A 26422-nucleotide genomic window follows, 5' to 3' on the forward strand; every position below is an offset into this window, starting at 1 on the left:
AAGACAGCGACGTCGCGGGTCCGCGTCCCTGAGCAGTACCTCAAGCGCCCGGGTCACGACTCAACGAAGTTGAATTGGGAGGATGTGTTTATTGACTACGCGTGCTAGCTAGCCGGAACTGGAGCTCCTGTTGCATAAAACCGCGGCGCGGCAAGCGGTCACATTGCCGACTGAGCCGCGCCGTGCCCTTGACAGTGGCGATGGCCTAGACGCCGATGCCAACATACGGCGGCTTTGGATGCGGATCAGCCGCTCCAGTGGCCGGCCTGTGCGGCGGGCGAACGGCTGAAAGTGGCCGAACGCGGCGACACGGCCTTTGCCTGCCCTCGCCAACGTTCGGACATGATCTGCTCCTCCGCGTTCCGCGAAACCCTTCCATCAAACGACGGGGCCTCGATGAATGAGGCGGCGTTGCCGTCGAACACTAGCAAAACGCCAACCGAAGATTGGCGTTTTGCTAGGGGCAGCGCCGGTATTAGAACTGGTTCATGGTGCTGTCTTTGCCCGCCGCCTTCAAGGCCGCTTCGCCGCTGAAATTCTCCTCGTGGTCCTCGCCCATGTCCGAGCCGGACATGTTCCGGTGCTTGGCGCACGCGATGCCTTGACGGATTTCCTTGCGCTGCACGCCAGCCACACAACCCAGCATTCCCTGAAAGCCGAAGAACAACGACGGAGGGCGCATCCAACGCACGGGCACGGCGGGTCAAGCCGAAGAACTACTGGGCGACATGACAGACGACGCCGAAGCCCTGCGCAACTCCAGTGACGATTCCAAGTCCCTCGCGGACACCGGCCCTTCCCGAGAACGGCAGTTGCAAGATTCATCACCGACAACGCCGAATCTATTCACGTCAACGGCAAGCGCTACAGCCCTCTCAAGGAAGTTGCATAAGGGCTGCCAGGAAAGAGTCGGAGCGTGCAAATTGCCGGCATGGCACTCGAGGTATGGGAACAGCACTGGGCGATTGCTGCACGTATCAGCAAATCCTGCAGGCCCGAATCAATGCCGAGTGCCTTCGATCCTCGCGAGGCCGAGGGTCGCTTTCGTTCCAAGAACGTTCGGATACCACCTTCCGCGGCTAGTACAACATCCCTCAAATCGCTTTAATAATTATCAGGCAGCAAGTAAGGCTGCAGAAGCGTGACGACGACGTCGGCCATCTCGTCGAGCGAACCTGTGCCCGGCAGCGGCTCCCATCGTCCGGTGTGGCTGCGAAAGGCGGCACTATAACGATTACGGGCGAGTTCGGTAAGGCGCGCTACGACGGTCGGTTCCTCATCATCGAGGCGTTTGATCAGCAGGTGCCGCCCGTAGGCTTGTGTGACGATCTGCTCATGGCCGAGCAAGCCGCGCAGTTTACGCTGAAGTTCAGTCGCGGAATGTTTGGGGGGTATGGCTGGCATGTCTGTCTCTCGATTACGATGTGCCCGTTTGCAACGGATAGCCCCGGAAAGTCCATTTGAAGGGGCGTGCTGCCTGATTATGCCGAACTTTGAGTGTGCGCCGCGCATAGACCATTGATTTCTCACGGTTATGCGTGCGTGAACGAGACGATTACTGGGTACAGATTGCGGGGCTGACGTTGAGCAGGCGGAAGGCCTTTGTTTGTACCGGCGTCGGCCGTGTGATCATGACGATCTTCGCTTGCGGATTGAGAGGGGTGTGACAGACGTTGTAGGCAAGCGTAGCCAGATCATCGAGCAACGTGCGAAAGCTATGGAGCGGCAAGCCGTCCTCGCTAAGCCGGGTGGCATCCTTGGCTTTCGCGTGATCCGAGCGCCGTGCTTTAGCCACTGGTGAGACCCGCGTTGCACGCGCGAATTCGATATATTCGTCATCGAACAGCATCGGCTTTAAGGTCTCGCGCATGTGCCACTCGACGTAATAGGCAAGCATGCATAGAAAGACGTGCGCGCGCACTCGTTGGGCGTTCCAGTGGAATACTGGGCGCACCTGCAAATCGACCGTCTTAAGCGAACGGAAAGCGCGCTCCACGACCGCGAGTCCTTTGTAGGCCGTCACGGCCGCCTCGGCGGGCAGTTCCGTTGCCGATAGACTCGTGCGCACCACATACAGGCCATCAAGCGCGGCCTCTTGCTGGATCTGTTCGGACTTACGCAGCCACGTAAAGCTCGAGTCGGTGATGTTCAACTCGAAATGCTTGGCCATCTTGAAATGATCGATGATGCGGCCCACGCGCAAAGCAATCGCTTCGATGCCCTTGAGTCGATTACGCATGCGCTGGGTCGCCTCGGCGATCTTCATCAATTCGGCTTCAGTGGCCTGCAGCAGCGCCTCGCGTTTGCGACTACGCTCCTCGGCTAATAGCGGATTGCGGCATACGATGAGTCGCTCACCGGGAAACGCCTCACTGGTCACCTCCAGCAGATTGCGCTCATCGAATAGCGAGGGCTGGAAGGGTCCCTTGTCCTGAGCGAGTGCGGCCATTTGCGGGGCGCGCAGGCTGCTCACCCAGTCAAGGCCCGCCGGGCGCAAGACCGTGTCGATGCGCGCCTGCGTGAGCATGCCCCGATCGCCCACCCAGGCGAGCTTCTCGATGCCATAGCGGTGCTTGAGCTTGTCCACCTGCGAGGCCACGGTAGCGGGATCAGCAGTATTGCCCGCGAAGACTTCGACGGCCACCGGACAACCGTCGCTCGTGCAGATCAAGCCGAACACGATTTGCGGATCGTCGCGCTTGCCATCGCGGCTATAACCGTGGGCGGCGAGCTCGCAGCAGCGCCCGGTCAGCCACGTGGAGGTGAGGTCATAGAGCACCAGCATGCTGCCGCTCAGATGGCGCTGCGCAAGTCGCTTCTCGATGCCTTCCTGCGCTTCGCCGAGCCAATCGAGCGCGGCATAAAGCTGCTCGAGTTCGATATCGTCCAACTTCAGCAGTCGCGACAGCGAGTGAGTCGCGGTCTGTTCGCACAACATGCGATGGGTGGCGAGCTTGGAGGCAGGCGAAACCACCCGCGCCACCAGAAGTGCCATCACCACCGAGCGTAGCGCAGCAGGCGCGGCCGCAAACCACTGCTCGGCGCCGCAGGCGCGCGCCGCGCCGAGCACGGCGGCCACGTGTCCGTGTGGCAGGCTGCGCTCGATCACGAAAGCCTCCTCGGCGGAGGCCACCGCGACGCCGCCGCGTAACAGAACCTTCAAGCCTTCGATAACTTCGGCGGGCAGCGCTGAGATGTTGGCGAGGGTGCGCTTCTTAACCGTGTTGCCTTCGCGATAAGACTCGCGCAATAGCACGGCCGGAGGGGAGTTACGGTTGGGGACGTGTTCGATATACATGAACACTCATTCAAGCATATATGCACAGAAAAGCAATACAAAAATACTCATTTACATGGGTACATGATAGCTTAAAAAATAGCCGAAACCCAGCGCTGACGCGGATCTCGGCTACTTGAGAAGCCAAAGCTCGGATTATGCTCGTGCGTAAACTGCGCGGTGCGCTCGCGCAGGTGCGCGGTGCTGGTATGACTGGCATGGCGTAGCACCCGACGCGTATAGCGGGCAAACCACAGTTCGATCTGGTTGACCCAACTCGCGTGCAGCGGGGTGAAGTGGAAGTGAAACCGCTGATCATGCCGCTCGTTGAACGCCTGCCAGACGGCCTGAGCGCGATGCGTATTGAGATTGTCCCAAATCACGTGCACCTGTTTGCCCGGGTGCGCAGCCGCTACGTGCTCCATGAAGGCGACCAGGTCGTCCTGGGTGCGCCGCTCGCGGCAGTCGGCCAGCACCTGACCGGAATGCACATCAAGCGCGGCAATCAGCGCCTGAGTGCCGTGCCGGATATATTCAAACTCCTGACGACGCAGCCGTCCCGCTGCCGGCGCGCGTCCCGGGTGCTTGCGCTCTATGGCTTGAATGCCCGTCTTCTCGTCGATGCTGAGCACCACCGCGTTTTTGGGCGCCTTGCGGTACAGCTTGCAAATCACATTGACCTTCTCGCGAAAGGCCGGGTCGGGACTGTGTAGCCATTGCTGGACCCGGTGCGGTCGAACGTCGCCAGCCTGCAGAATGCGCTGCACATGGCTGCGGCTGATCTGTTCGACAATGCCACGCTCGATCGCGCGCGCCACTATCTCGTCCAATGTCGGCGTAACCCGTCCCTTGGGTTCGTGTGCTTCACATGCCAACGCAATCAACTGCAGTCGCGTTTCTTGTGTGATGCGTGGCGGACGGCCGCTACGCTCACCCTCGCGCAGGCCCTGCGCACCGTGCTGTGCGATGCGCTTGCGCCACGCGCAGACCGTCTGCACCGATACGCGCAGTTCTCGAGCAATCACCGTATTCGGATGTCCCTCGTGCGCCCACAGCGCGATGCGTGCCCGCATCACATCTCGCTGAGTCGCGGTCTTCCGCTCGATCAGCGACAGGAGTTCTTCTCGTTCTTTCTTCGCCAACTTCACTGGCGTTCCATGACGGCCTTGGCTCATCCCGAAATGATAGCCAAGACAATTATTTAATCAAGCTATTTAGGGGATGTTGTACTAGTTTCGCTGAAGCAGCCCGCGCCCAGCTCATATTGATGCAGACCGAAGCTGCCCCATAACGAAAGCGGACTCCAGCCCGCAGTAGGCTCACTGCTCCGTTGAAGCGCCAGCGTCGTTTCTCTTGCGCGGATCGATCGGCCTTGATACCGTGAATGCTTCATTTGCGCCTAGGTGTCCCCATGAGCCAAAAGCATCTTCCCGTCGACTTCCCAAGGAGCCCCTCACAGGGCGCGATTTCCGGGGCGCAGCCCAAACTTCTGCTGCGAAAGGTGGGTGACACGTACCATGCGGGACCGACCGATGATGAGGTGTATGAGAGATACATCGCATGCGATGACCTCGCAGAGCAACTTGCAGCGTATGCTTACCGGAAGATGACGGCGAACGCTTGGTCTCTGCAGACAGCGCTGTCTAAGGTCGAGGCAGGAGTGCTCAAAAAGGTTGACAGTGGAATATGGGACTTCTCGACTGCGGAGGTAGCCTGGACGATGGAGCGTACGCGTCAGATTCTGACGGATGCTGCCGCGGCCCGAGCACGTGAAAGTGGGTTCAAATGAGCGAGCAATTACCACTGTCAGAGCGCCTGCTCCGGAAGTCGGACAAGCCTTCAGAAGACCTCAGTCGCAATTGGCATCTCAAAATGTCGCCGCACTGCAAGGACTTCGTCTCTGGCGACATGACGGGCAAATGGTGCATCTTCGTGCCCCGAGCGGACATCGATGCGGCGTGGGACAAAATCAAAGACGCCCTCGAGCACAATCAACTGCTGTGTGCCAAGGTTTCCACCACCCTACACAGCATGGCGCACGGGAGCGTTCACGTCATCTGCGTGTACACCGATAATTGGTCCAACGTGCAAGATCTTATGCACACGCGCGATGTCTTGCGAACGTTGGGCTTCACAGAGGAACTTGGCTACAAACGCGACGTTGACACTCGGAACTGCCGTACTGGTTTCGATGAGTGGTATTTGCGCGTCTAGCCCACACGCTTCGAGGCAGGGTTGCTCAAAGGTCCACAGTGGAATATGGGACTTTTCACCCGCGGAGGGAACCCTGGACGATCGAGCGTACCGGTCAAATCTTGACGGATGCCATCGCGGCCCAAGCACGTGCAGGACCAGATTCGAGCATCCCGCCACAAGAACGAGACGCGCCCGGCGACGAATGAGGGGCCTCCCGCTTGTGTTGCCCTCGCCAATGTTTTTTGTGAACAGGTCCGCATCTGATGTAGCAAGGCAGCAACGCCACCATGATGCTTGAGGTGCTCACGTCTTAGTCCACGTCGACCGGAACATCATTTCGATGGTTCAGGTATTCCTCCCGGCGCCGAGTCAAGAGCACTCTAAAAAGACTGTGTCGAAGTGGTACCGTCCAGATGTCATATATCTCGCCGTCCTCCTCGTCGTATTGCCAATTTCCGTTTCCGGCCAGCGCTGTCAGGCATATCCACATGTGTGTGCTCGCTTCCTCCCCTCCGGCGTAACGATACGCATCGTCGAAACCGCCGGTGTCTGTTGGCATATCCGCTGTAACGACTAAAAACTCCCTTTGCACCGCATCGGAAATCTCAAACCTAATCGGTATTCGTCCAGCGAGCGTCCACCTCCGAACAGTCTCCCAGATTTCTGGGTCGCTGTGGTCGACGAGCCAATAAATTTCAACGTCGCGGTAACGCAGACGGATGAAATCTGGTTGGCGAGTCTCGAACCATCCAAAGGTGAGCTGCCCTCCTTCATCACACGACGCCACGAAATCCGCCAGCGACGCATCTATCTTGCAGGTCAAGACCGGGGTATCGTCTCGCAATCCGGCCAGCTCACGCGCTCGACTTTCGAGCGCCCACAGCGGTAACAAGGCTCCCGATTCGACCGTTCCGCCACACACATCAATGTCGTCCATTTCTTTCTGCATCTTTATCAACTAACGCGTACGCATCCGGCCTAACCCAAGAGCCGTGCAAAGTGAACATGTGACCGACGAGACGCATTACTCGTATTGCAACCACACGCCGCCATTCGTCTTCGCGTACTCGAACATCTCTCGCATCGAGTTGAACCACGCATAGAAGCTTCGCTTCCCATGTGCCCCCGCGCACTCGTCCCAGTTCGCAAAATCGGCAGCTAACTTTGTGGAGGTTACCGGACCGATAGTACCGAACTGACCAGGATGACGAAATAAATCACGGAATGGGCCGGGGCCATCCGCTCCCGCCATCCGCCAGTGGTAACCGACCATATCCGCCAACTGCTCCATGTGCTTGGCGAAGTCGCGTTCTTTCTTCGCAACCGAGAACGATTGCTCCTGTTCGAACTGATACGCTCCGCCGACTTCCAGTCCGTCTGCAGCCTGCGGGCAATCCGGGTTACCAATCACTTCAACCACGTTGTCGAGGGTTTTCGCCCAGAAATCTGCGTCGAACTTCCCATCCAACTTCGTCAAACCCTTGCGGGCAACAAAAACTACCGGCATAACAAATTCCTTCAATCATTGATTAAGAACCGCCTCCCTCAGTGGGCTGGGCACAAGGCGCATCGACGATCAATCTGAATTAATCGTCGCAGATCGTATAGTGCGATCGCGGGCGCATGACGGGCTGAGAAACCCACGAGTGGAATAGGAGATTTTCCGCGGTAGGAAAACAGCCGGGAGCAGAAGGGGGTTTTTGGAAGGCGAATTCGCCGACTTTTTTCACTTCTCGGTCCACTTTCTTGGCTGCGGTCCTTGTCGCTGATGTTTTTTTGGCTGCCTCCTCTTCGAACATGCGGTATGGCAGCGACTCAATGCGACCTCCCCGCTCAAAACACCGCCGCGACCGCCAGGTTGCATGTAATTGCTCAAGCCGATTGACGAGCACGCCACGTGGTAGCAGCAGCCGGCGACCAATCAGGTCAGAGGTCCGGAGAAACTCGGCGATTGCGTCCGCTGGGCACACCGCGGCAGCGCGCCAGTAAGCCGCGTGCCAAAAATCTGATTGACTCATCGGTTAGACGCGTCGCTGCATTTGCCGGAATTCTCACCGTGGTGATCGCAAGCCGTCTGCTGGCGGCCGGCCTCGCCTTTTCGCCCATCCACTAGGCTCGTCCCTGCCGGTTCCATCACCCAGAAGGACAACGCTCAGGAGGCTAACGGCTTATCGGAAATGAAAAATTGCCCCGCTGCGTGCGTTTCATCGGGTCCCTGCCTAGCCCAGGTCAAACGCATTGGCAAGGAGTTCCCTGACATCTCTACATAAACTGCATTGGATACATGCTTCCCCTCGCCGACGCAAAACACGATTGGAACTCGTCCCTCCTGCAGCCATTGTTCCACTGCTTCCCAGATTGTTCTATTTTGTATATCCCCAACCCAACAGACCTGGAGGTCGCCGAAGTGAAAATGAATCATCATCAGGGAGGTTTTCCCAAAATACCCGACCGCGACGTTTGACGGACTGCCATTCGTCTTGATGTGGTCGGCCACCGATGATTCTATGCGGCATGCCAACACTGGTGTGACATCCGACATTTCGGCCATTCCCTCGGGCCTTCGGTCGAAACAGGAAAGCCGTACCAAGGCAGCACTTGCCGTGTAGTCTCTACGGTCGCTAGTTGCGTTAATACTTGACATACATCTTCGTCCCATCAGTAGATTTCATTGGAGTCGTATAGCGCAATCGGAGGAGCATGACGGGCCGAGAAACTAACAAGTAGAACGGAAGATTTCCTCGGGGATGAATACAGCCGCGAATGGGAAGGGGTTTTCGAGGTAGATTCGCCAACCTCTTTCGCTTCTCGAGCCGCTTTCCTGCCGTGATCTTTGTTGCTGCTGCCTTCCTGGTTACCCGCACAAACCGGAGACGCCGCGGCGGCGGCCCTCGCCGCTCGGAACATCAGCGAGAACGCCAAGCCGCATGTCACCGCTCGAGGCGATTGAGGCGGCGCCCCCCTGCTTTCCCGACACGGCGGCCAAGGTCCATCAGGCGTCTGAAGAAACGGCAGCTAACGCATCCGGGAACATATTGGGCTCGCGGTTGAGCTCATCGCCTAGCGCGAGCACTCGGCATCCGCAGCGGCTCAGCAACGTCGAGCCGCAGGGATACCACCAGCCAAGAACAATTCAGTCAGGCAGCGGTTCCATCCGACCAACTGAGAATCACGCAACCATCGTTCATTGCGAATTCAAACATCTTGCGCATATGACGGTAGAACTTATACAAGTCATCGTCCCCGAGCGCCTTAATCGGCTCTTCCCATTCGACGAAATCAGCCACCAACTTCGCGGAAACAACAGGACCAATCGCTCCTTCGGCTCCCCAACGAAACAGTTCGCGGAACGGTTCTGGGTCGTTGACAGCTGGCATCCGGGAGTCATAGCCAGCGAATACGGCGAGCTTGCTCAGGTTCACGACAAAATCAAATCTGCTCTTGAAGCCGAACCCAACGCTTTCTGTGAACAGGTAGACGGAGCCGATGTCCAGGCCGTCAGCAAGACATGGCCAACCAGCTTTCACTTCTATTTCAAGCGCGTCCACGTTGATGTGCTCCCGTCGAAAATCGTCATTGACGATACCCTCGAATTTTTTAAGACCTTTGCATGCCACAAACATTACGGACATCGGTGCTGCTCCCTTTGAATAGTTGAAAAGCGCGCCGCAGGCTCGAATAAGCCAATTTCTTGGCGCGCTGATCAAGGGAGCGACGAAACCGGTGCCCCTCTCGGTTAAGACAGAGACGGCGAACGCAGCTTGTATTGAGAGCAGTTACAATGTAAAACACGTATTGGTGGAGAAAATTCAAACTTCGCATTTTTTTGCTAACCCCAGACAGCCTTCTCGCGAATCGATTGATTAAGTGATGGTTCAAATTCTAACGTAAGAGCAATTCAGTTGAAAAGGTCTCTAGCGCAGCAAAAAAACACTGAAAAGATTCGCTTCCAAAAATCTCCGACTATCTCTAAGCGATTTTCAAATTAGAGAAATCACACTAAACGTCGATTGCGGACGCATCTCGAGGCTTCCGAGTTGTTTCGAGTTTCGCCAGCGTCGACTTGGTTCTCATCGACGGCTAGATTCGTGGGTCTGGGCTGACGTTTCACAGCGAGTGAACAACAACGCTGCGCCCTTGCTGTCAACGCTCGGAGCGATTGGGCGATCCGCTCTCGTCCACGGCGGAACGCATCATCCGAAAGTAACCGAGCGTGCTCGCTTGAGGAGCTATCCGCCCAAGGCGCAGGAGGTCCCGCCCAGCCTCAGCATGAGCGTAACCAGACCGCGCCGTCTTCAGCACCGAACTCGAACATCCTTCGCATCAGCCGGAACATCTTATAGAAATAACGGTCGTCCAAAGCGCGTGCCCAGTTGTCCCAAAGGAAAAAGTCCTCTGCCAGCTTCTTGCAGGCGACCGGGCCGATTATTCCGGCGTGGTTGCCATATCGGAAAAGGTCCCGAAATGCGACATTGCTGTTTTGTTCAGGCATATCTCCATTCAGACCAACGAGATTGGAAAGCTTGACGACCCAATCCACATACTCCCACCACTTATCAGCGACACGATACCAATTGTCCTCCTCGAACACATAGGTCGCGCCCGCCTCCATCCCATTCGTGATGTTCGGACAGTCCGGGTTAGAGCTCGCGCTGACGCACTTCTCTTCGCTCCGAATTTCCTCCGGCAGTTCACCTTCGAACTTCTTCATATTTCTGCAAGCAACAAACAAAATCGGACCACTCATAAACACCCCGATAAATAAGAAATTTTTTAGAACGGCAATGTCATTTTAGATTGCGTCTTAGCACGACAAACTTCACACCGCACACATGGAAACACGGTTTTAGCGAAGTGGCAATGTAAAACATGTATTGACAGCAAATCTTCGAATTTTAAGATATTGATAAAGACCCTATCGGTTCCGGCAAACGGTAACTCAGGAATGGCTCGCAGTTTAATGCGAGAGGATTATGTTGAATAGCTCCCTGGCGCGACAAAAAGACGTGCAAGAAAGGCCTATCCTGAAAACTCCGCATGTCCGATGGTCGATTTTCTGATTAGGCGTTTTACTCTAACCGGCTTCGCGAGCTACGCCGATGGAGCGTCAGAGGCAGCACGCCAAAAAAAATCCGTCGACTGGAATACAAGATCGGGACGGACCGCTTCGCAGTCGCATGACGGCGTTCGGGAGGCGGGTTGGGTAGTCGGCGTTTCATCGCGATGCTTCTTGATCAGCAGCCAGGGTCCGAGGCTCTAGGCCGCCGCTGTCTCTCGGACGATGCCGCGCTCTTCGTCTTTGTCCCCACCGGTTGTGCGCGCCATCGCATTCTTGGCTGCCGCCTCTTCGACCGCCCACCGGCTGGCGTAAAAGCGGGCGAATCCGCTGGCGGAGGGAAGCGCCCGCTAAAAAAACGCCGCTTATTTTCGGTTTGTTTTCTTGATTAACGCAGATTTCTTATAATTTTCCACGCATCTTATGGAAAAAACGAGAATTTTATGTTATATTGAAGCCATCGGACATAACGATCTATCGCGACAGGACGCGCGGTGAATTCGTCGTTCGACGACATCTACGACGATGCTCAGCCCAAACGGAGCCGTCGCGCCGCGCAGAGCGGAAGAAGTCTTGCGTTCGCCTTTGAAGAATGCTCCAGCAAATCGGCCTTGGGCTCAACCGCCGATTTCGCCCAGATCGCGTCCTCAAGCACGCCATATTGGCGTGCGGTTTCGACTCGCCTGTCGAAACTCGAGGGCGTACGCGCAGAGTGATGCCGCCTAATCGAGACATCACATCTGTTCGATCGTCGCATTCTTCATTTGCAGAGGTAACACATGGCTTGCAGTTCAGAAATCACGATTGGCGGGCACGAGTTCGATGTAATGAGGTACTCGTACACCGTCTGGGAGCACTTCAAGCCGGAAGACAGGGTTATACGCACCTCATTACACATAAGTCGCGACGGTGGCACGCCGCGAAAAGTCGTTTACGGTCAATGACATAGCGGGTGGGGTTGTAAACTCTTTCGGACTGGCGTTAACTCTTGCATTTTGGGCGGCACATGACGCAAGAGAAATCGAGCTGGGCAGCGGCAGAACTCAAGGGCATCGATTTGGGCGACCAACGCCTGAACAAGCGTGCCGTGCTATTGGCTGAGCGGCTGGCGGAGAAGCCGACGGCAAGCATACCCAACGCATGCGGCGGCTGGGCGGAAACGGCAGCAGCGTACCGCTTCCTGTCGCAAGATGAGTTGGACTGGCGCGACATCATGGCGCCACATTGGCAGAGTTCGACCGAACGAATGCGGGCGTGCGAAGTAGTGCTATGCATCCAGGACACCACGCAGTTGGACTTTAACGGTCAGACCATCACAGGGTTGGGACCGCTGTCGTATGAGGCGCAACGCGGGCTGTATCTGCACCCGACTTACGCGGTGACGCCATCGCGCGAACCGCTGGGCGTGCTTGACGCGTACATGTGGGCGCGCGAGCCGAAGGGTGCGGACGGTGTGCGCCCCGGCATCAAGGAAAGCACCCGTTGGACCGAAGGATATGAGAGGGTTGCCGAACAAGCGGCCGCACTGCCTGCCACGCGACTGGTTTATGTGGCTGACCGGGAATCGGACATCATGGCGCTGATGGTCAAAGCAAAGGAGTTGGGCCACCCGGCGGATTGGTTACTGCGCTCGCAGCACAATCGCACCTTGCCTGACGGCGGCAAGCTGTGGGACCAAGTGACTGCGGGTGAGCCGGCGGGCAGGATTCACTTTACGCTGGCAGCCCGTCAGGCTCAGCCTGCGCGCGCGGTTCGGCAGCAGGTGTGGGCGCAGCGGGTTGCGTTGACTGATGCTGCAGGCGGCGTGGTGAGTGCTACTTGCATCGTCGCCCGCGAGGTCGACCCGCCGGCAGGCGTCAAGCCGATCGAATGGCGCCTGCTGAGTAACCGCGATGTGAACGACCTGGAGGCGGCAGCGCAGCTTATTGATTGGTACCGCGCGCGCTGGGAGGTGGAACTATTCTTTCATGTGCTCAAGAACGGCTGTCGGGTCGAGGCGTTGCAACTCGCATCGATGGCACGGCTTGAACGTGCCTTGGCGCTGTTCATGGTGGTGGCATGGCGCATTGCTCGGTTGATGCGACTCGGTCGAACTTGCCCGGACCTGGATGCAGCGCTCTTGTTCGAGCGAGATGAATGGCGCGCGGCATTCATTCTCAACAAGAAGAAACCGCCGAAGAACTCACCGCGTCTGAATGAGGTCGTGCGCTTGGTCGCCATGCTCGGCGGATTCCTGGCGCGCAAAGGCGACGGCGAACCCGGAGTCAAAACCATCTGGCAAGGCCTGCAGCGAGTGACGGATTTCGCCGCCGGCCTCAAGTACGCCCAAGAACTCGGCGAATGACTTATGTGTAATCAAATGGGTTATACGCAGCCGACCCGTTCCGGCTCATCCCCGCCCAGACATCCCCTATCTCAGGCGCGACTTCGTCTACTCGATAACCGCTGACGTCCTACGCCGACGCTTAGCGCGTGCGGGCTTTAACTGGACGACGTTGGAGCAGGAGTTCCAGAAGCACTACCACGCCGTTTGCCGACGTCAAGGCACGTTGTTCTTCGACAAATATCCCGACGCTGAAAGAGCACTGGCTCGTGCAGAAGCATTTCGGGCTGCGACGCTGAACGATTGGATGGACGCGCTCGCGAAAACTGTGGAGATGGGTGTGACTCGCGTTGGGCGCAATGCAGGCGAGTTCGCACAACCCAAGAACATCTTGGTCGACATAATAAGTGGTTCTGACGCGCCCGAATGGTTTGATTGTCGTCAATTGATGCCAGAGCACTGCCTCTATGGTTTTCCGTGCAGTTCGCTCAACAACATGGCCGTGGCTATGTTGGAAGTCGTTCCCAGTGATGCGCTATGCGAGCAGGAAGTCACAATGTTCGTCGAGTTCAAGGGCGATATGACATTCGACGACATGCGGCTCCTGAAAAAGCCTCAGGCTCAGTACGACGACATCTGATTTGTCGCTGCTTTGCTGAGATTTGTCGACCAAGCGACGTATCGACTAGAGCAACGGACGCTATGCATTTCCGCGCGAACGGGACCGCGCTTGCTCACGAACAAGACACAGGAACAAGAATGGACTGCTTTGCACACGCCACTATCGGCGGCTATCAAATCGCGACCACGCTGAACTGCTACAGCCCTTGGCGCTTCTAGCCGGAAGACAGAATCGTACGTTGCCGACCGAAGAAGCACTTCAATCCGCTGACCTACGGCATGACCACCGACAAATCTGACGCAGAAACAGTAGACATCGAATTCGTTTATTCGACGAACGCAGACACTCTTCGGCAACGACTCGGTAGGGCCGGATTCCATCGCGCTACGTTAGAAAAGGAAGTGTTGGCTAACCTTGAGAGATTCGGCTATCAATCGAACTCCAATTGCGTGCAGCTCACGGGCGGTCTCGCCCAAGCGTATGGTGAGACGTTCAGCCTCTCATCTTTCGAAAACTGGCTTCACGTTTTGGCCGAAGCGGTAGAAGCTGAGCAAACGCTCGCTCGACGGCGCTTGCGGAACGGAGGCTCGACAGTCAATCCGCTCGTGAATCTCATCAAGGGTTCGAAGAAACGAGCATCTGGCGGGATTCAGCCCGAACATGCGGTACTCGGGTTTCCCTGCACTTCACTCGACAACATGGCCATAGCGTTGCTCGAGGTAACCGCTGGAAGCGCGAGATGCGAGCTTGATGTAACGTCGTTCGTACTCAATCGCGGCGATAAGGCGTTCGACGACATGCTGCGAGAAGAGTATTGAATTGCGCCCGCGCGATCCCAGCTCGCGCACTTGCTAGTTCAAACGCCCTCCAGCGTGACCAACATATGACGGCATCAGCAACGAAGTTGCGCGGCGTCTCTCCCACGATAAACACCATGAACAGCCAAGAATCCAAGCAACAAGCCGAAACGACCACCAGCAACGAAGTGGCCAGAGCCATCGTCGACTTCATGTCCGACTGCGGACTCGGAGACGCCGACGTGAACGCGGGCCACCTGTTCTTCGCATTCGAATTTGCGTACAATCCGCTACCGCGATTTTGGCGCGACTTCGACATGGAAGCGCTCGTCGAGGCCATCTCAGCGCGCTTTCCCAATTGGCGCTCTGCCGTTGAGAAGCCGGACGGGAACGCTGATGATGTACTGCGCGAAGTCGAAGAAGTCCTGCACTCCAAGGCATTCGACGAAGCGAATGCGGAGATGATGATGGGTGTCCCCAAGCACGCTCGCCCAACTGAATGGCAAGCAGCCGTCGATTGGATTTGCGCGGAGCTTCGCAAGCGGAACCTCGACGCAGAGCTGAGATTTGCGGAACGGCTTGGCAAACGTTGCGGCGAAGGCGCTCTGCAGGAATTGCACTGCCTCGAGCGCGTTGCAAGTGGGATTGAGTTCGAGAGAATCGGAACGAGCGTCGCCCGGACCTGGCGCAACCGGGTCTTGGCTGAGCGCCAGAACGACAGTTGCAACGCCTGAGAGAGCTGGGGCACTCGGACGTGCGATTGTGGCGTTCCGTGTCGTCCAGGCTGCCCTACGTCACCGCTTTGATGTCGCGTGGCTGCGCTGCCAGTCGCGCGATATTCGAGAACAGCGTTCGCTGAAATTCGGGAAGCGACCGATCGCCGAGCACCATTCGATGGCACCGAACTTTAAAGTCAGGCGCCAATCGATTCACCTGGTTGTGTGGCGCGACAATCCGGATGAGAGACGCGCGACAATCAAGTTGAGAATGTCGCGGCAGAAATGATGATGCCGATGTTGATTGACGCTGGCAAGCGTTTATTGATTGACGCGCGGCGTTGATTGACGCGGGCGAGTGGGTGTCGCGCGACAATCAAGCTGAAGCCACCAGTCGTTTTGGATTGCTGTGTAATGGTGACGCCGCAGGTATTCTGGCTGCGCGACAATCAGGATGAGAATGTGTTGGCGTGGAAGATGATGCCGGAGTTGATTGACGCCGGCTAGCTTTGCCTACGAGCCGCGCGTCAATCAGGATGAGAACAGTGGGTCATTCGGTGAGGTCGATGCCGTGCTGATCCTCCTGTGTCGGTGGCACGCCAACGTTCTTTGGGGTCGCTCTACTGGCCGGGCGTCCCGGTCCCTGCTGCTTGCGCTGCAGGGCAGTACGGCGACGGTAGCTTTCGACATTCAGCTCAAAGATGGTCGAGTGATGTACCAGCCGGTCGACGGCGGCCACCGTCATGGCCCGGTCGGGGAAGACCTTGTCCCATTCGCCGAATGGTTGATTTGCTGTTATGCAAAGAGAACGGCGCTCATACCTAGCGCTGATGAGCTCGAACAGCACCGACGTCTCTGCCTGATCCTTGCTGACATATGCGAAATCGTCCAGGATGACCAGGTCGAAGCGATCCAGCCGGTTGATGGCTGACTCCAGCGCGAGCTCGCGGCGCGCGAGCTGCAACCGCTGCACGAGGTCGGTAGTGCGAGCGAAGAGGACCTTCCAGCCCTTCTCCAGCAGGCTCAGTCCAATGGCCGACGACAGGTGGGATTTGCCACCCCCACTCGGCCCCAGAAGAATCAGGTTGGTGCCGTTACGCAACCAGCCATCGCCCGCGCAAAGCGCCGAGACGTGCGCGCGGGATACCATCGGCACCGCGTCGAAATCGAAGTTCTCCAGTGTCTTGCCCGGCAGCAGCTTGGCGTCCCTGAGGTGACGTTCGACTCGGCGTCGATCGCGCTCGGCGATCTCGTGTTCGGCCAGCGCCATCAGCAGGCGCGCTGCCGGCCAGCCTTCCGTGTCGGAGCGCTCGGCAAAGCTGGACCAGATCTGCTTGATGGCGGGCAGCCGCAAATCGTTGAGCAGCAGCGACAGGCGGGTGGCGTCGATGTCGAGACTCATGCCGTCACCTCCGTTGCCATGTCGTCAAGCAGGGCTTCGTAGTCGCTCAGCGGTGCTAGCTGGACGTTCACCTCCGGCATGCTGTTCGTGCGCTTCGCTTCGAAACGCGAACGCAGTGCGTCCAGGTCGGGTAACTGTCCATCGTCCAGGCACTGCTGCAGCGCCTGGGCCAGTTGCGCTTCGCAGTTGTGCTCGTGGGCCAGGCTGAGCAGTTCAACCGTGGTCCTGCATGCCTGACGCTCCGGGAGCTGCTCGAGCAGGCGATCGAAGGTCAGTCGATACGCCTCGCGCGGAAAGACCTGATCGCGATAGACCAGGTTGAGCAGCGCCATGGGCTTGCGGCGCAGCGCGTGGATGATGTGCCGGTAGTTGATGACGTGGCCGTGCTTGCCATTGGGACCCGCACGGCCGCGCTGTAGTGTCATCAGGGCCGTACTGCCCAGAAACAGCTCCAGCCGGTCGTCGTACAGGCGCACGCGCAGGTGATGGCCGATCAGCCGGGACGGGACGGTATAGAACACCTTGCGCAGGACGAAGCCGCAGGTGGTCGTGACGTATACGCGCGTTTCCTCGTAGTCACACGTACGCTGGGCCGGAAGCGGCTGAAGCAGTGCCCGCTCGGCCTCAATGCGTTTGCCATTACGCGCGTTGATGCGACCGACGATCTCGTCGATGAAGCAGCGATAGAAACCGAGATTGTCGAAGTCGCGACTGCCGCGCAGAAGCAACGCATCACGCACTGCGCTCTTGAGGTGGCCATGAGGGCTCTCGATGGAGCCGTTCTCGTGGGCAACGCCACGGTTGTTGCGTGTGGGCTGCATGCCGTAGTGGGCGCACAGTGCATCGTAACGCGTGGTCAGATCCTTGCGCGCGTCGGCATCGAGATTGCGGAACGCCGCCGACAGGCTGTCGCTGCGGTGCTCGCGCGGCGCGCCCCCGAGTGCCCAGATGGCATTCTGCAGCCCTTCAGCCAGCGCGACATAGCTCTCGCCGCCGAGAATGACGTGAGCGTGCTCAAAGCCCGAGCAGGCCAGCCGAAAGTGATAGAGGCGGTGGTCAAGCGCGACACCCGCCACGGTGACGCCCAGGCTGTCCATCTCTGTGAAGTCGGACAACCCGAGACGACCGGGTTCGTGAACCTGACGGAACATAACGTCATGCTCCTCGCCATGGAGTGCGCGCCAGTCGCGAATACGGCGCTCCAGTGTGCGGCGCACGTTGCCCGGGAGGTCGGGATGGCGCCGAAGCATCTCGTCCAGTACGGCTATAGGCCGGATGCCGGGAGCGGACTGGAGCAGCGGCACGATGTCGGTGTCAAAGATTGCCGCCAGGGGATCGGGACGGCGACGCGCACGTGGCGCCTTCTTCTGCGATGGCAGTCGCCGGTCCTGATCGATGCGATACCCCGTGGCGGCGCTGAACCCGGCGCGCGCAGCCGCTTGAGCTGGTCCTTCCTTGAGTCTGTACTTCATGTAGAGCCTCATCTGATGGTCGTTGATGTGTCGGCCGGGCAACTCAGCCTCCCTTCGCTACATGGAAGAGCTGTTCATACCCGATTTACCGCGACCACCGACAAGGCACCCCGGTAGCGGGGTGAACTCCTCGGCGCGGCGTTGCGGCAGCGGTTCCGGGCTACGCCCTCCACCGCTGCCGCAACGCCAGTACTCTCATCCTGATCGACGCGCTGCTCTCATCTTGTTTGACGCGCGGCATGGTTGCGCGGGACGCACCGGTTTTCAAGCCGGTGAGGTATAGCGCATAGCGTTCCACGAAGGCCCTGGACGACCTCGCGGCCTCCTCCGTGTTCAGAGGTGCTGTCCGGATCCTGAGCGATTGCGAGCATCGGCCGGGCCGGCTTGTCCGAAAAGTGTATGAAACACACGCCAAACTGTCCGAAGAGTGCATGTTACTGGGATTCGCTCCCGTCGATGGCGCGCCGGCGGACGCCGTTGCGGTCGCGAACGGCGCAAGAAGCCTTCGCGGCATGCGCGCCGAGCCGGGCGGTGCCCGCTGTCCGAGAAGTTGCAGTGTGCAACGACGGGAGGCCAGACGGTCGGGGTGCTAGCGGAGGGAAGGCCGCTCCCGGTTCTCGAACAGATCCTCACTGCAGAAGACTTTCCGGGCGCCAGCCTCGGATTGGCGGAAAGCCGTAGCACGATTACAAGAAGAGCTTCGCGAATCGGGCACACCGCCGTGCGCGAACCAAAAAAGTCGCGCCGCCACGCCCAGCCGACTACCCGTGAGGCTGGCACTCCGTTTGAAGCAATAGTCGACCAGGCGCTGCGCCGCTTGCAGGTCGTCCGGGTAGTACGGATTGTCATACCAAGGGGACGGTTCGTACCCCGCTTTCCTCAGCGCGGCGAGTTCGCTGTAGTGCTGCGCCATGGTGGGAGGCGCGTTGGTCCTGAGCGCCGCGAGGTCGCAGCATATGGCACGCCGCCGTACGGCGCGACTCCGGCAGCGCAGCCGGCAAGCAAAAGCACTACGGCGAGAACTATCAATCTTGGTGAGGGCGACTTCGTCATAGTACGCCTCCCCTCCTTTCGACGGCGCCAGCATTGCGGATCGAACCTCGTCGCGCAAGCATCGTTCCGGCCCGGCCTTGGCCGCCAAGGCGTGAGGGCTAAGTAGACGATAGTCATCGTCGCCTGACAGAACATCCATCTTGCAACGGCGCACACACCGCTAAATGGCGGCGGTTGACCAGATCTGCTTGATGGCTGGCAACCGCAAATCATTAAGCAGCAGCGACAGGCGGGTAGCGTCGAAATCGTGACTCATGCTGTGACCTCCGTTTCCAGGTCAAGCAGGGCTTCGTAGTCGCGCAGCGACGCCGGCCGGACGTTTGAGAAGCTTTCCGCACACGTGGCTTCAATCCGGCGCGTCGCCGAACCGACTGATCGCCACGTGCTCCTTAGCCTGATCGCCGAAGGTCAAGGTGTTGCGCTGACCGTCATCGCTGAAATCCATTGCGCGTGACGGGGTGATCTATCGTGACCTCCGGGACAAGGCAGACTTGCGGATAGAAGTGGCGATCGCACTATCACCCGGGCACCGCTATGACATTGAATGTGTAAGCGTCACGCCGCAACAGCCTGGGAAACAACCTCAAGAGAGGCGCGATGATCTCGATTCGAGATCGCACTATCAGCATTTATCATTGGACGAGGACACAACACAACGACCATAGTTGCTACCGGTCGACGTGACGGCGAGAGGCATGACTTTCCTGCGCATTCATGGTCGTGACGAGGCTCGCCTAACTAGCCGGGCGGCCAATCACGGATAGCTTTCACGGTTGCCGAGGTTCTCACCGCGGCACCAAGACCGTTGGGTCTCGTGCGCAACATATCAACACCGCCCCCGACAGAAGACGAAAATCGAGTTCAAATGACGAAGGTATCGACGACCGTTCGCATCAATGAAGCCGCCGAGGACATCCCTCGCCGTAGTGCCGATCGCGGAATCACCGGCCACGGCGGTGCGTGGAGAACGCCTGTTCGGTCATGCAACAGGTGGACGCCATCGCGCGTCCACCTCAGGGTTGAGGTGCACCCGTGAAGTTACTCATCGCACTTATCGCCGGCATTTTGTTCGCAGTTCAGGCGAGCGCCACGGCAGCGGCGAATGAACCAAAGCAAATTGCATCCAGATGGTACGAGGCGTTTGCTCGTCACGACGCCGAACTGCTCGGAAAGGTTCTCGCGCCGAATTGGGTCGACATCCCTTCGCCACCGAACGGTCCGCATGGCCCCGAGGCCGCAAAAGCGGCAATGGCCATGCTGATCAGTGCATTTCCCGATTTCGACATCAAGATCGAGGACGTCGTTCAGGACGGAAACAAGGTAGTGGTTCGGTCGACCATAACCGGAACACAGCGCCGAGCATTTGCGGGACTGCCGGCCACTGGGCGATCGATGAGAATACAGGCCGTTGACATTCACGAAATCGAAAATGGCCAGATCGCGCGCACTTGGCACACGGAAGATTGGATGACCGGTCTGCGGGAACTGGGGCACCTATCTCGGTAGTTAATAGAGGAATCCGCCAAGAGTTTATGTGACACGTCGTCCGAGGAGGCCAGGCCGCCGCCCCCCTTGCCAAGGGGGCGCCGGTGATCGCGACTTTCATGACATCGGGCCAGCTACCGGTCGCCGTGCGCGCGATTCCGCGCCGACTACGCCAATCGGTTTTATGTTCGCGAAGCCTTTTCAGCGCAGTCACTGAAAATTACGTAGATCGCCGCGATCCCTGACCGCCGCCGATAAACATAGTGACGTGGTCATACCGCCTCTCTTCAGTTCATAGAGTGCAGGAGCTGCTGGGCCGGCTCGGCGTCGTGCAATTCACTCGACCGCTCTATCGTGCGCTGGTCGAGTTTCTGTTGCCCGTGGCTATGCGGACCACGCATGGCATCGTCCTTGCGCAGGCCGCCGTGGACGAACTCCGACGCCATCGTGTGCTGCCGCCGCCGGTTGCTGCGCTCGAAAAACTGTGTGCCGCCGTCGCGACCCGCGCGCAGCGCGAGGTGTTCCGGCTGCTGACCGCGCCGTTGACGGCCGAACAGCGCACGTCGCTCGATGAGCTTCTGTCGTTACTGCCCGATCGGCCGGTTAGCAAATTGGCCTAGTTGCGGCAATCGCCTTGCGAGCCCAGCGCGAAAGCCATACTCGCTCATATCGAGCGATTGCAGGTCATGCGGACGCTCGGCGTGCCCGCAGACATTGGCTGCAACGTCCATCAGAACCGGCCGGTGCGTCTGGCGCGGGAAAGCGGCCAGACCGCGGTCTACCAGTTCGAGGAATATGAAACCGACCGACGCCATGCCACGTTGATTGCGATCCTGCTCGATACGTCAGCGCCGCTGACCGACGAGATCCTCAACCGGCATGACCGCCTGATCGGTTCATTCTTTACCAGAGCCAACCACGAGTACGAAAAGCGTTTCGCGGCCGAGGGCGAGGCGGTCAATGAAAAGGTCCGACTCTATGCGAAGATCGGCGCCGCACTGATCGACGCGAAGCAAGCGGGCTCTGATCCCTTCACGGCAATTGAGGCCATCGTCCCTTGGGAGACGTCGCAGCTAGCGTGCGGGAAGCGGCGCAACTGGCGCGCGATGCCGAGTTCGATTCGACGACGCTGCTCTTGTCGACCACTACGCGCAGCTTCGACGCTACGCGCCGATGTTCCTTGATACTTTCAATTTCCGCGCGGCGCCTGCCCGCCATAATCTGCTGGATGCGGTCGCCACGTTGCGGGAGATGAACCGCACTGAAGCACGCAAGGTTACCGCTGACGCACCGACCGCTCTCGTGATGCCTCGTTGGTAGCCGTTGGTCTTCAACGATAGCGGCATCGATCGGAAGTTTTACGAACTGGCTGCCATGAAAATCGCACGTCGATCGTAGTCGCCCCCATGACAGTGCACCAATCGTGATTGCCCTCGTTCCTGCTCCCGGCAGTTCTCACTTTCTCCTGCCGCCGCTCGCGGCCAAAGGAACCACTCGTCCCTGAGGGCGCCCTGCTCCTGATGAATGATTGCGATGCTCGCGTCGATCGGGTCATCACTCGGAAAAGAGTGCAATCCACTTCACCCACCAGTTCTGGATAGCACCGACCTCTGCAGTACGCTCGGCATATCCAACTCCCCGTTTGAATATCTCTGTAATAGAGGATTTCTGATCTATCCATCAGGAACCGACTTAAAACCGGGGCCACCGTCCATCCGTGAGGCGTCGCCTTTCCGACAGCACGAACTCTTCGGATCTATGAAGGAGACGTGGAAATGGCCCTTTTCTCGCAAGCCCCTACCCAAACTCGCCAGACTGTTCGAACGAACGTAATAACCTGTCTGCGGTACCCCGTACGCGCTGACTGCGAGCGACGGCGTTTGTTCTTCGATGCGTGACTTTCTTCGTGCTAAGGCGAGCGGGACGCTGAGTTTTGACGGACTCCGAGTGACCGAACACAGCCAGTCGGCCTATGAAATGGGCCTGCAACCCGGGCCTCGTCGCCAGTGCGTAGGCCTATATGACTGGAACAGAACGCGTCGACCGAGCGATCGTCTGGATAGGCCGGTTCGCTGGGCAGTCCGCGAGAGCCACCCCGCGGGCGCGCCTCCTCGCGTATAGAGCGGTGCGACGCGGCGATTTCTTGACGGCCTATGATGCTACTGACAACACGTCAGAAGAGGTGCCTCATGCCGAGCAATAGGCCGGTCTGGTTCGAACCGGAAGCAGGCGTCGTGCCACCACCTCCCGCACTAACGCTGTAGCGAGCGCGTGCGCTGTTTGCAAGGTATCCCGACTGCGCATATATCGCCGTCGACCGCGAGAGCAAATAGGTTGCGCGAATGGTCCCAAGCGTAGCTCGAGTATCATGCTGGGCGTTTAGCGCTCGGTAAACCTCTCCATCAACGATGAACGACGGAGTAAAGAAATACTGAGCGCCAAGATAGTAGATGTCCGAGCGCACGCTAGCGACCGCTTCGTTGCTTGATTCCACCAATCGGCCGAGCCACCCCGCCGACACTTTTGCGCCCGCGTATGAAAAATAGGCATTGGCCTGGATACGAGTGTCCTTGTCTCCGCTGCTAGTGATAGGTCTCGCGGGGAATCCATCGAAAAAATTCGCTGCTGCATTAGTCCCCCCGCGCTGCTGATCGTAGCTCAATACAGCGCCAAAATGGTTGACGTCGTACTTCAGCATCGCGGACCATTGATGACATTGCTGAAAATCGCCCGGCACCGCGCCGACGCATGTGCCTTGACCTGGGGAATTGCCGGTGCCTGCGGAGTCGCGTCCGAAGGAATACGTTGCGCCAATGGTCAAGCCGGAGAAGGTTCCTTTGTAGGAGACGGTGTTGTCGCTGCGTGCGCTGGGGACATAGGCGTCGAGAGAACCGAGGCTGTAGATGGCGGGCCCGATGACGTCGTTTTCCAATAGTGCGAGATACGTCATTGTGTATTGCCGTCCGAAGCTCAGCGTGCCGTAGGTGGACTGCAGGCCGACCCATGCCTGCCGTCCAAACAGGCGGCCGCCTTGGCCGATGTCACCGCCGCGGGTATTGAAGCCATTCTCTAACACGAAAACCGCTTTGAGTCCGCCCCCCAAATCTTCAGCGCCGCGAATCCCCCATCGAGACGGGAATGAACCAGTAATGGAGGGCATTCGGACAACGCTATCTCCTGCAGCGTTCGCGTGGGAAACGTACTCGACACCGGTGTCTACGATTCCGTATAGCGTGACGGAACTTTGGGCAAATGCGGGCGCAATGCCGCTCAGCATCAGCGAAGGGATCATCCACATTTTCTTCATTGAGTCAGCCTCCAATAAGGTTTGTTTTAGGTGCATTTGTAGTGAGTTCGGCGATCAGTGCATCGCATGGCGGTTGGAGATGAGCTTCGCCGCGCCCAATTACTGATATGAAAGTCACGAACGTAGTACTACCAACTGAAAACGATGAAGCACATTCCCGGGAGGTTGAGCGCCGACATAACCAGTGCCAATTACGCCTTCTGTGGACTGCCACGCTGGAAAGCTTCGATAACAAGCACCGTTTGCGAGCCCACGTCGATTGCGTCGCTTTGCTTACGCCACATAATCCGGTTGCCGTGTCGGCTCGTCGGCGATAAACGCGGGATGCTCGAGCGTATGCCGAAAAACCGCTAGGCTGCGAGAGTACTGGTCCAGATCACAGCCGATGCGAAGCGCGTTCGAGGTCCGCGGCACGAGACAACAGTTGGCGAGCGCCGGTTCATGACCGACGCACCACGGGCCATCATGCGTATGCGCGGCGCGAACGTGCAGGCGCTCAACCGCCGCCATGCCTTCCGCGACTCAGTGGCGATACCAGGCGTCCTTTGCAGCAGTCACCTCAACGAGGGGCGGCACGGCGGCGCCCGGATTCACGCCAGCCACATACGCCTCATTGCGATGCGCGCCGACCCGGCTATCGACGCCTTCGTATTCGTACGCGATCCGTTTGAGTTCGAGCGCGATGCGAACCCGATAGGAAGTGGAACGGTTAAAGAAGCTATAGAGTTGCATATGGTTGCTTGCTTGTAGAGAACCGATCAAACGACCTTCACCGTCATTTCGCCAAGGCGCTCAACGCCGACCGTGATCGTATCGCCAACCTTCACCGGGCCAACGCCTTCGGGCGTCCCGGTAAAGATCACGTCGCCCGGTTCGAGGGTGAAAAACTTCGACAGATGTGCGACCGTCTCGGCAACCGACCAGATAAGGTGCGAAACGTCGCTCTGCTGCTTCGTCTCGCCATTGACGGTGAGCCACAGGGCAGCATTACCGTCGAAGTGACCTACGATGCTGGCGGGATAGATCGGGCCAACCGGGGCCGAGAGATCGAACGCCTTCCCGATCTCCCAGGGGCGCCCCATCTCGCGCATCTTCATCTGCAGATCGCGGCGGGTCATGTCGAGACCGACGGCGTATCCCCAAACGTATTCAAGCGCGCATTCGGGCACGATGTCTGCGCCGCGTTTCCCGATCACAGCCACCAACTCGGCCTCGTAGTGATAGTTCTGCGTCTGCGCGGGATACGGCAGTTCGAGCGCTTCTCCGTGGGCAACCGGCACTATCGCGTTATCCGGCTTGCAGAAGAAAAAAGGTGGCTCGCGATCGGGATCGAACCCCATCTCGCGGGCGTGCGCGGCGTAGTTGCGGCCCACGCAATAAACCCGCCGCACCGGGAACTGCCCCTCGGCTCCTGCTACGGGAAGAGCGACGGGCGGCTCCGGAGGAAAAATGAAAACCATGATGTTTACTCTACTCAATCGAAAAATGGAGGAAGACGCACGTCCCTCGCGGGCTTCGGGTTCGGGCCGTGAACCGCTCGCGCGGCGCGCATGCCGCAGCGCTGGTTAGCCGCGCCGTTCTTCGCGCAGCACATTCAGCGCGGCCAGCACAGGGCGGTCGGAGTAGCTGAAAAGCACCACCTCGCTGTCTGTTTCGAGTCGCACCGGTTGCCACGAAGGAATCACAAAAACATCGTGCGGATCGAAGCGCAACGTCGTCTCACCGACATATGCCGTGCCCCGACCCTCGACTACGCAATACACTGTGGAGTCAGTGCTCCGGTACTCCTTGCCCTTGAAGTCCTTCGGCAGAAACTGCATGAAGGTCCCCATCGTCGGCATTGGCCAACCGCCGGTGGCGGGATTAACGTAGCGCAGCTTCACGCCGTCCCAGTCGTCTAGCTCACCGTTGCGGTAAAGGGTGTCGAGTGCTTCTCGGCTTCGTTCGTACGGATAGCTGAAGATTGGTGACGTGGGATCGCTGATCACGTCGCGAACCGGCATCATGTTATGGCCGAAGCGCGCAAAACTGTCACCCTCAGGCCGCTTGACGGGCTGCATCACCTCCGGGTAGTTCTCCGCAAAGCCCGCGTCGAGGTGCAAAAGCAGCGGAATATCGAGGCCGTCAAGCCAAACGACCGGTTCACCGCCCTCCTCCAATGGTGGATTGCCGTGGTCGTGCCATGTCCAGGACGGCGTGATAATGAAATCGCCAGGACGCATTGTTGTGCGCTCGCCATTAACCGCCGTCCAGGCACCTTGTCCTTCCACGATAAAGCGCAGCGCTGACTGCGTGTGCCGGTGACTAGGGGCGATTTCGCCAGGCAATATCAGTTGCAGACCGGCGTATAGACTGGGCGTCATGCTAGACTTACCTGGCAAACCCGGATTTTCTAGTATCAGCACCCTTCTAACCGCCTCTTCCGCGCTGATCAGAGAGCCAGCCTGCATCACCAGATCCCGCACCTGTGCATATTTCCAGATTGCCGCCTGGGCCTGCGGATTCGGTTGCCTGGGGACGAGATTATGTAGTGATTCCCACAAGGGTGCCAGTCGTTCAAATGCTATCTTTTCATAATAGGTCGCGCGATCCTCGCGCTGTGACTCTGGGATCATCTGCGTCTCCGATACCTGAAGGTCCGACTAACATATTGTGCCGTGGGCGTCGCATCTTTCTGTCAATTTTGATACTTATAAAGTTATCAATCTACACAGAT

At 58.4% G+C, this 26422-nt stretch carries 24 protein-coding genes and 2 pseudogenes; 9 read left to right on the forward strand and 17 right to left on the reverse strand.

What is annotated here, in order from left to right:
* Positions 1 to 475: 475 nt before the first annotated feature.
* The 4 genes and pseudogenes from ACEN42_RS21365 to ACEN42_RS21380 all read right to left on the reverse strand — a co-directional run.
* Positions 476 to 664 (reverse strand): annotated as a pseudogene (locus ACEN42_RS21365) (isocitrate lyase); the annotation flags it as partial.
* 440 nt (positions 665 to 1104) lie between these two features.
* Complete coding sequence (locus ACEN42_RS21370; protein ID WP_371881359.1) at positions 1105 to 1404, reverse strand: hypothetical protein; 300 nt, start codon at positions 1402 to 1404, stop codon at positions 1105 to 1107.
* A 151-nt stretch (positions 1405 to 1555) separates the two neighbouring features.
* Positions 1556 to 3298 (reverse strand): IS1634 family transposase, encoded by a 1743-nt coding sequence (locus ACEN42_RS21375; RefSeq protein ID WP_371879634.1) that lies wholly within the window; start codon positions 3296 to 3298, stop codon positions 1556 to 1558.
* A 71-nt stretch (positions 3299 to 3369) separates the two neighbouring features.
* Positions 3370 to 4452, reverse strand: coding sequence for an IS630 family transposase (locus ACEN42_RS21380; RefSeq protein ID WP_371881360.1), 1083 nt, complete (start codon positions 4450 to 4452; stop codon positions 3370 to 3372).
* 610 nt (positions 4453 to 5062) lie between these two features.
* Here ACEN42_RS21380 and ACEN42_RS21385 point away from each other — a divergent pair.
* Positions 5063 to 5491 (forward strand): putative phosphothreonine lyase domain-containg protein, encoded by a 429-nt coding sequence (locus ACEN42_RS21385; protein ID WP_371881361.1) that lies wholly within the window; start codon positions 5063 to 5065, stop codon positions 5489 to 5491.
* A 292-nt stretch (positions 5492 to 5783) separates the two neighbouring features.
* On the opposite strand, the gene ACEN42_RS21390 is transcribed toward ACEN42_RS21385, so the two are convergent.
* The 6 genes from ACEN42_RS21390 to ACEN42_RS21415 all read right to left on the reverse strand — a co-directional run bounded on the left by ACEN42_RS21390 (position 5784) and on the right by ACEN42_RS21415 (position 10184).
* Positions 5784 to 6410, reverse strand: a complete 627-nt coding sequence (locus tag ACEN42_RS21390) for a hypothetical protein (protein WP_371881362.1) — start codon at positions 6408 to 6410, stop codon at positions 5784 to 5786.
* Between the two features lie 87 nt (positions 6411 to 6497).
* Complete coding sequence (locus ACEN42_RS21395) at positions 6498 to 6980, reverse strand: hypothetical protein (RefSeq protein WP_371881363.1); 483 nt, start codon at positions 6978 to 6980, stop codon at positions 6498 to 6500.
* A gap of 79 nt (positions 6981 to 7059) precedes the next feature.
* Entirely contained in the window at positions 7060 to 7491 is a 432-nt protein-coding gene (locus ACEN42_RS21400) for a hypothetical protein (RefSeq protein ID WP_371881364.1), read from the reverse strand.
* 134 nt (positions 7492 to 7625) lie between these two features.
* Positions 7626 to 8024, reverse strand: a complete 399-nt coding sequence (locus ACEN42_RS21405) for a hypothetical protein (RefSeq protein WP_371881365.1) — start codon at positions 8022 to 8024, stop codon at positions 7626 to 7628.
* A 586-nt stretch (positions 8025 to 8610) separates the two neighbouring features.
* Complete coding sequence (locus ACEN42_RS21410) at positions 8611 to 9105, reverse strand: hypothetical protein (RefSeq protein ID WP_371881366.1); 495 nt, start codon at positions 9103 to 9105, stop codon at positions 8611 to 8613.
* 632 nt (positions 9106 to 9737) lie between these two features.
* Positions 9738 to 10184 (reverse strand): hypothetical protein, encoded by a 447-nt coding sequence (locus ACEN42_RS21415; RefSeq protein ID WP_371881367.1) that lies wholly within the window; start codon positions 10182 to 10184, stop codon positions 9738 to 9740.
* An 839-nt stretch (positions 10185 to 11023) separates the two neighbouring features.
* Here ACEN42_RS21415 and ACEN42_RS21420 point away from each other — a divergent pair.
* The 5 genes from ACEN42_RS21420 (at position 11024) to ACEN42_RS21440 (ending at position 15005) form a co-directional block, all read left to right on the forward strand.
* The gene (locus ACEN42_RS21420) at positions 11024 to 11245 is read left to right on the forward strand and encodes a hypothetical protein (protein ID WP_371881368.1); all 222 of its coding nucleotides are present in this window, start codon (positions 11024 to 11026) and stop codon (positions 11243 to 11245) included.
* A 290-nt stretch (positions 11246 to 11535) separates the two neighbouring features.
* Positions 11536 to 12873: an IS4 family transposase gene (locus tag ACEN42_RS21425; RefSeq protein ID WP_371880870.1), complete on the forward strand. Its 1338-nt coding sequence runs from the start codon at positions 11536 to 11538 to the stop codon at positions 12871 to 12873.
* Positions 12874 to 12934: 61 nt separating this feature from the next.
* Positions 12935 to 13492, forward strand: coding sequence for a HEPN/Toprim-associated domain-containing protein (locus ACEN42_RS21430; RefSeq protein ID WP_371882271.1), 558 nt, complete (start codon positions 12935 to 12937; stop codon positions 13490 to 13492).
* A gap of 260 nt (positions 13493 to 13752) precedes the next feature.
* The gene (locus ACEN42_RS21435; protein WP_371881369.1) at positions 13753 to 14292 is read left to right on the forward strand and encodes a HEPN/Toprim-associated domain-containing protein; all 540 of its coding nucleotides are present in this window, start codon (positions 13753 to 13755) and stop codon (positions 14290 to 14292) included.
* Between the two features lie 116 nt (positions 14293 to 14408).
* Positions 14409 to 15005 carry a hypothetical protein gene (locus ACEN42_RS21440; protein ID WP_371881370.1) on the forward strand — a complete coding sequence of 199 codons (597 nt, stop codon included), beginning with the start codon at positions 14409 to 14411 and terminating at the stop codon, positions 15003 to 15005.
* A 532-nt stretch (positions 15006 to 15537) separates the two neighbouring features.
* Here ACEN42_RS21440 and istB read toward each other — a convergent pair.
* The 3 genes from istB to ACEN42_RS21455 all read right to left on the reverse strand — a co-directional run bounded on the left by istB (position 15538) and on the right by ACEN42_RS21455 (position 18774).
* Positions 15538 to 16389 carry an IS21-like element helper ATPase IstB gene (istB, locus tag ACEN42_RS21445; RefSeq protein ID WP_371880030.1) on the reverse strand — a complete coding sequence of 284 codons (852 nt, stop codon included), beginning with the start codon at positions 16387 to 16389 and terminating at the stop codon, positions 15538 to 15540.
* On the reverse strand, positions 16386 to 17873 hold the full coding sequence (istA, locus tag ACEN42_RS21450; protein WP_371880031.1) for an IS21 family transposase: 1488 nt from the start codon (positions 17871 to 17873) through the stop codon (positions 16386 to 16388). The genes istB and istA overlap by 4 nt, the downstream gene beginning before the upstream one ends.
* Positions 17874 to 18450: 577 nt before the next feature.
* On the reverse strand, positions 18451 to 18774 hold the full coding sequence (locus ACEN42_RS21455) for a hypothetical protein (protein ID WP_371881371.1): 324 nt from the start codon (positions 18772 to 18774) through the stop codon (positions 18451 to 18453).
* A gap of 1172 nt (positions 18775 to 19946) precedes the next feature.
* Here ACEN42_RS21455 and ACEN42_RS21460 point away from each other — a divergent pair.
* The 3 genes from ACEN42_RS21460 (at position 19947) to ACEN42_RS21470 (ending at position 21583) form a co-directional block, all read left to right on the forward strand.
* Complete coding sequence (locus ACEN42_RS21460; protein WP_371881372.1) at positions 19947 to 20420, forward strand: ester cyclase; 474 nt, start codon at positions 19947 to 19949, stop codon at positions 20418 to 20420.
* Positions 20421 to 20698: 278 nt separating this feature from the next.
* Complete coding sequence (locus ACEN42_RS21465; protein ID WP_371881373.1) at positions 20699 to 21019, forward strand: DUF4158 domain-containing protein; 321 nt, start codon at positions 20699 to 20701, stop codon at positions 21017 to 21019.
* A 66-nt stretch (positions 21020 to 21085) separates the two neighbouring features.
* Positions 21086 to 21583 (forward strand): hypothetical protein, encoded by a 498-nt coding sequence (locus ACEN42_RS21470; protein ID WP_371881374.1) that lies wholly within the window; start codon positions 21086 to 21088, stop codon positions 21581 to 21583.
* Positions 21584 to 22572: 989 nt separating this feature from the next.
* On the opposite strand, the gene ACEN42_RS21475 is transcribed toward ACEN42_RS21470, so the two are convergent.
* From ACEN42_RS21475 to gtdA, 4 genes and pseudogenes are all read right to left on the reverse strand, one after another.
* Positions 22573 to 23706, reverse strand: a complete 1134-nt coding sequence (locus tag ACEN42_RS21475) for a porin (protein ID WP_371881375.1) — start codon at positions 23704 to 23706, stop codon at positions 22573 to 22575.
* A 273-nt stretch (positions 23707 to 23979) separates the two neighbouring features.
* Positions 23980 to 24438, reverse strand: a pseudogene (locus ACEN42_RS21480) (hypothetical protein).
* Positions 24439 to 24464: 26 nt separating this feature from the next.
* Positions 24465 to 25166 (reverse strand): fumarylacetoacetate hydrolase family protein, encoded by a 702-nt coding sequence (locus ACEN42_RS21485; RefSeq protein WP_371881376.1) that lies wholly within the window; start codon positions 25164 to 25166, stop codon positions 24465 to 24467.
* A 105-nt stretch (positions 25167 to 25271) separates the two neighbouring features.
* Positions 25272 to 26321, reverse strand: coding sequence for a gentisate 1,2-dioxygenase (gene gtdA, locus ACEN42_RS21490; protein ID WP_371881377.1), 1050 nt, complete (start codon positions 26319 to 26321; stop codon positions 25272 to 25274).
* Positions 26322 to 26422: the final 101 nt, after the last annotated feature.

This window comes from Caballeronia sp. S22 (genome assembly GCF_964261745.1).
Classification (GTDB): domain Bacteria; phylum Pseudomonadota; class Gammaproteobacteria; order Burkholderiales; family Burkholderiaceae; genus Caballeronia; species Caballeronia jiangsuensis.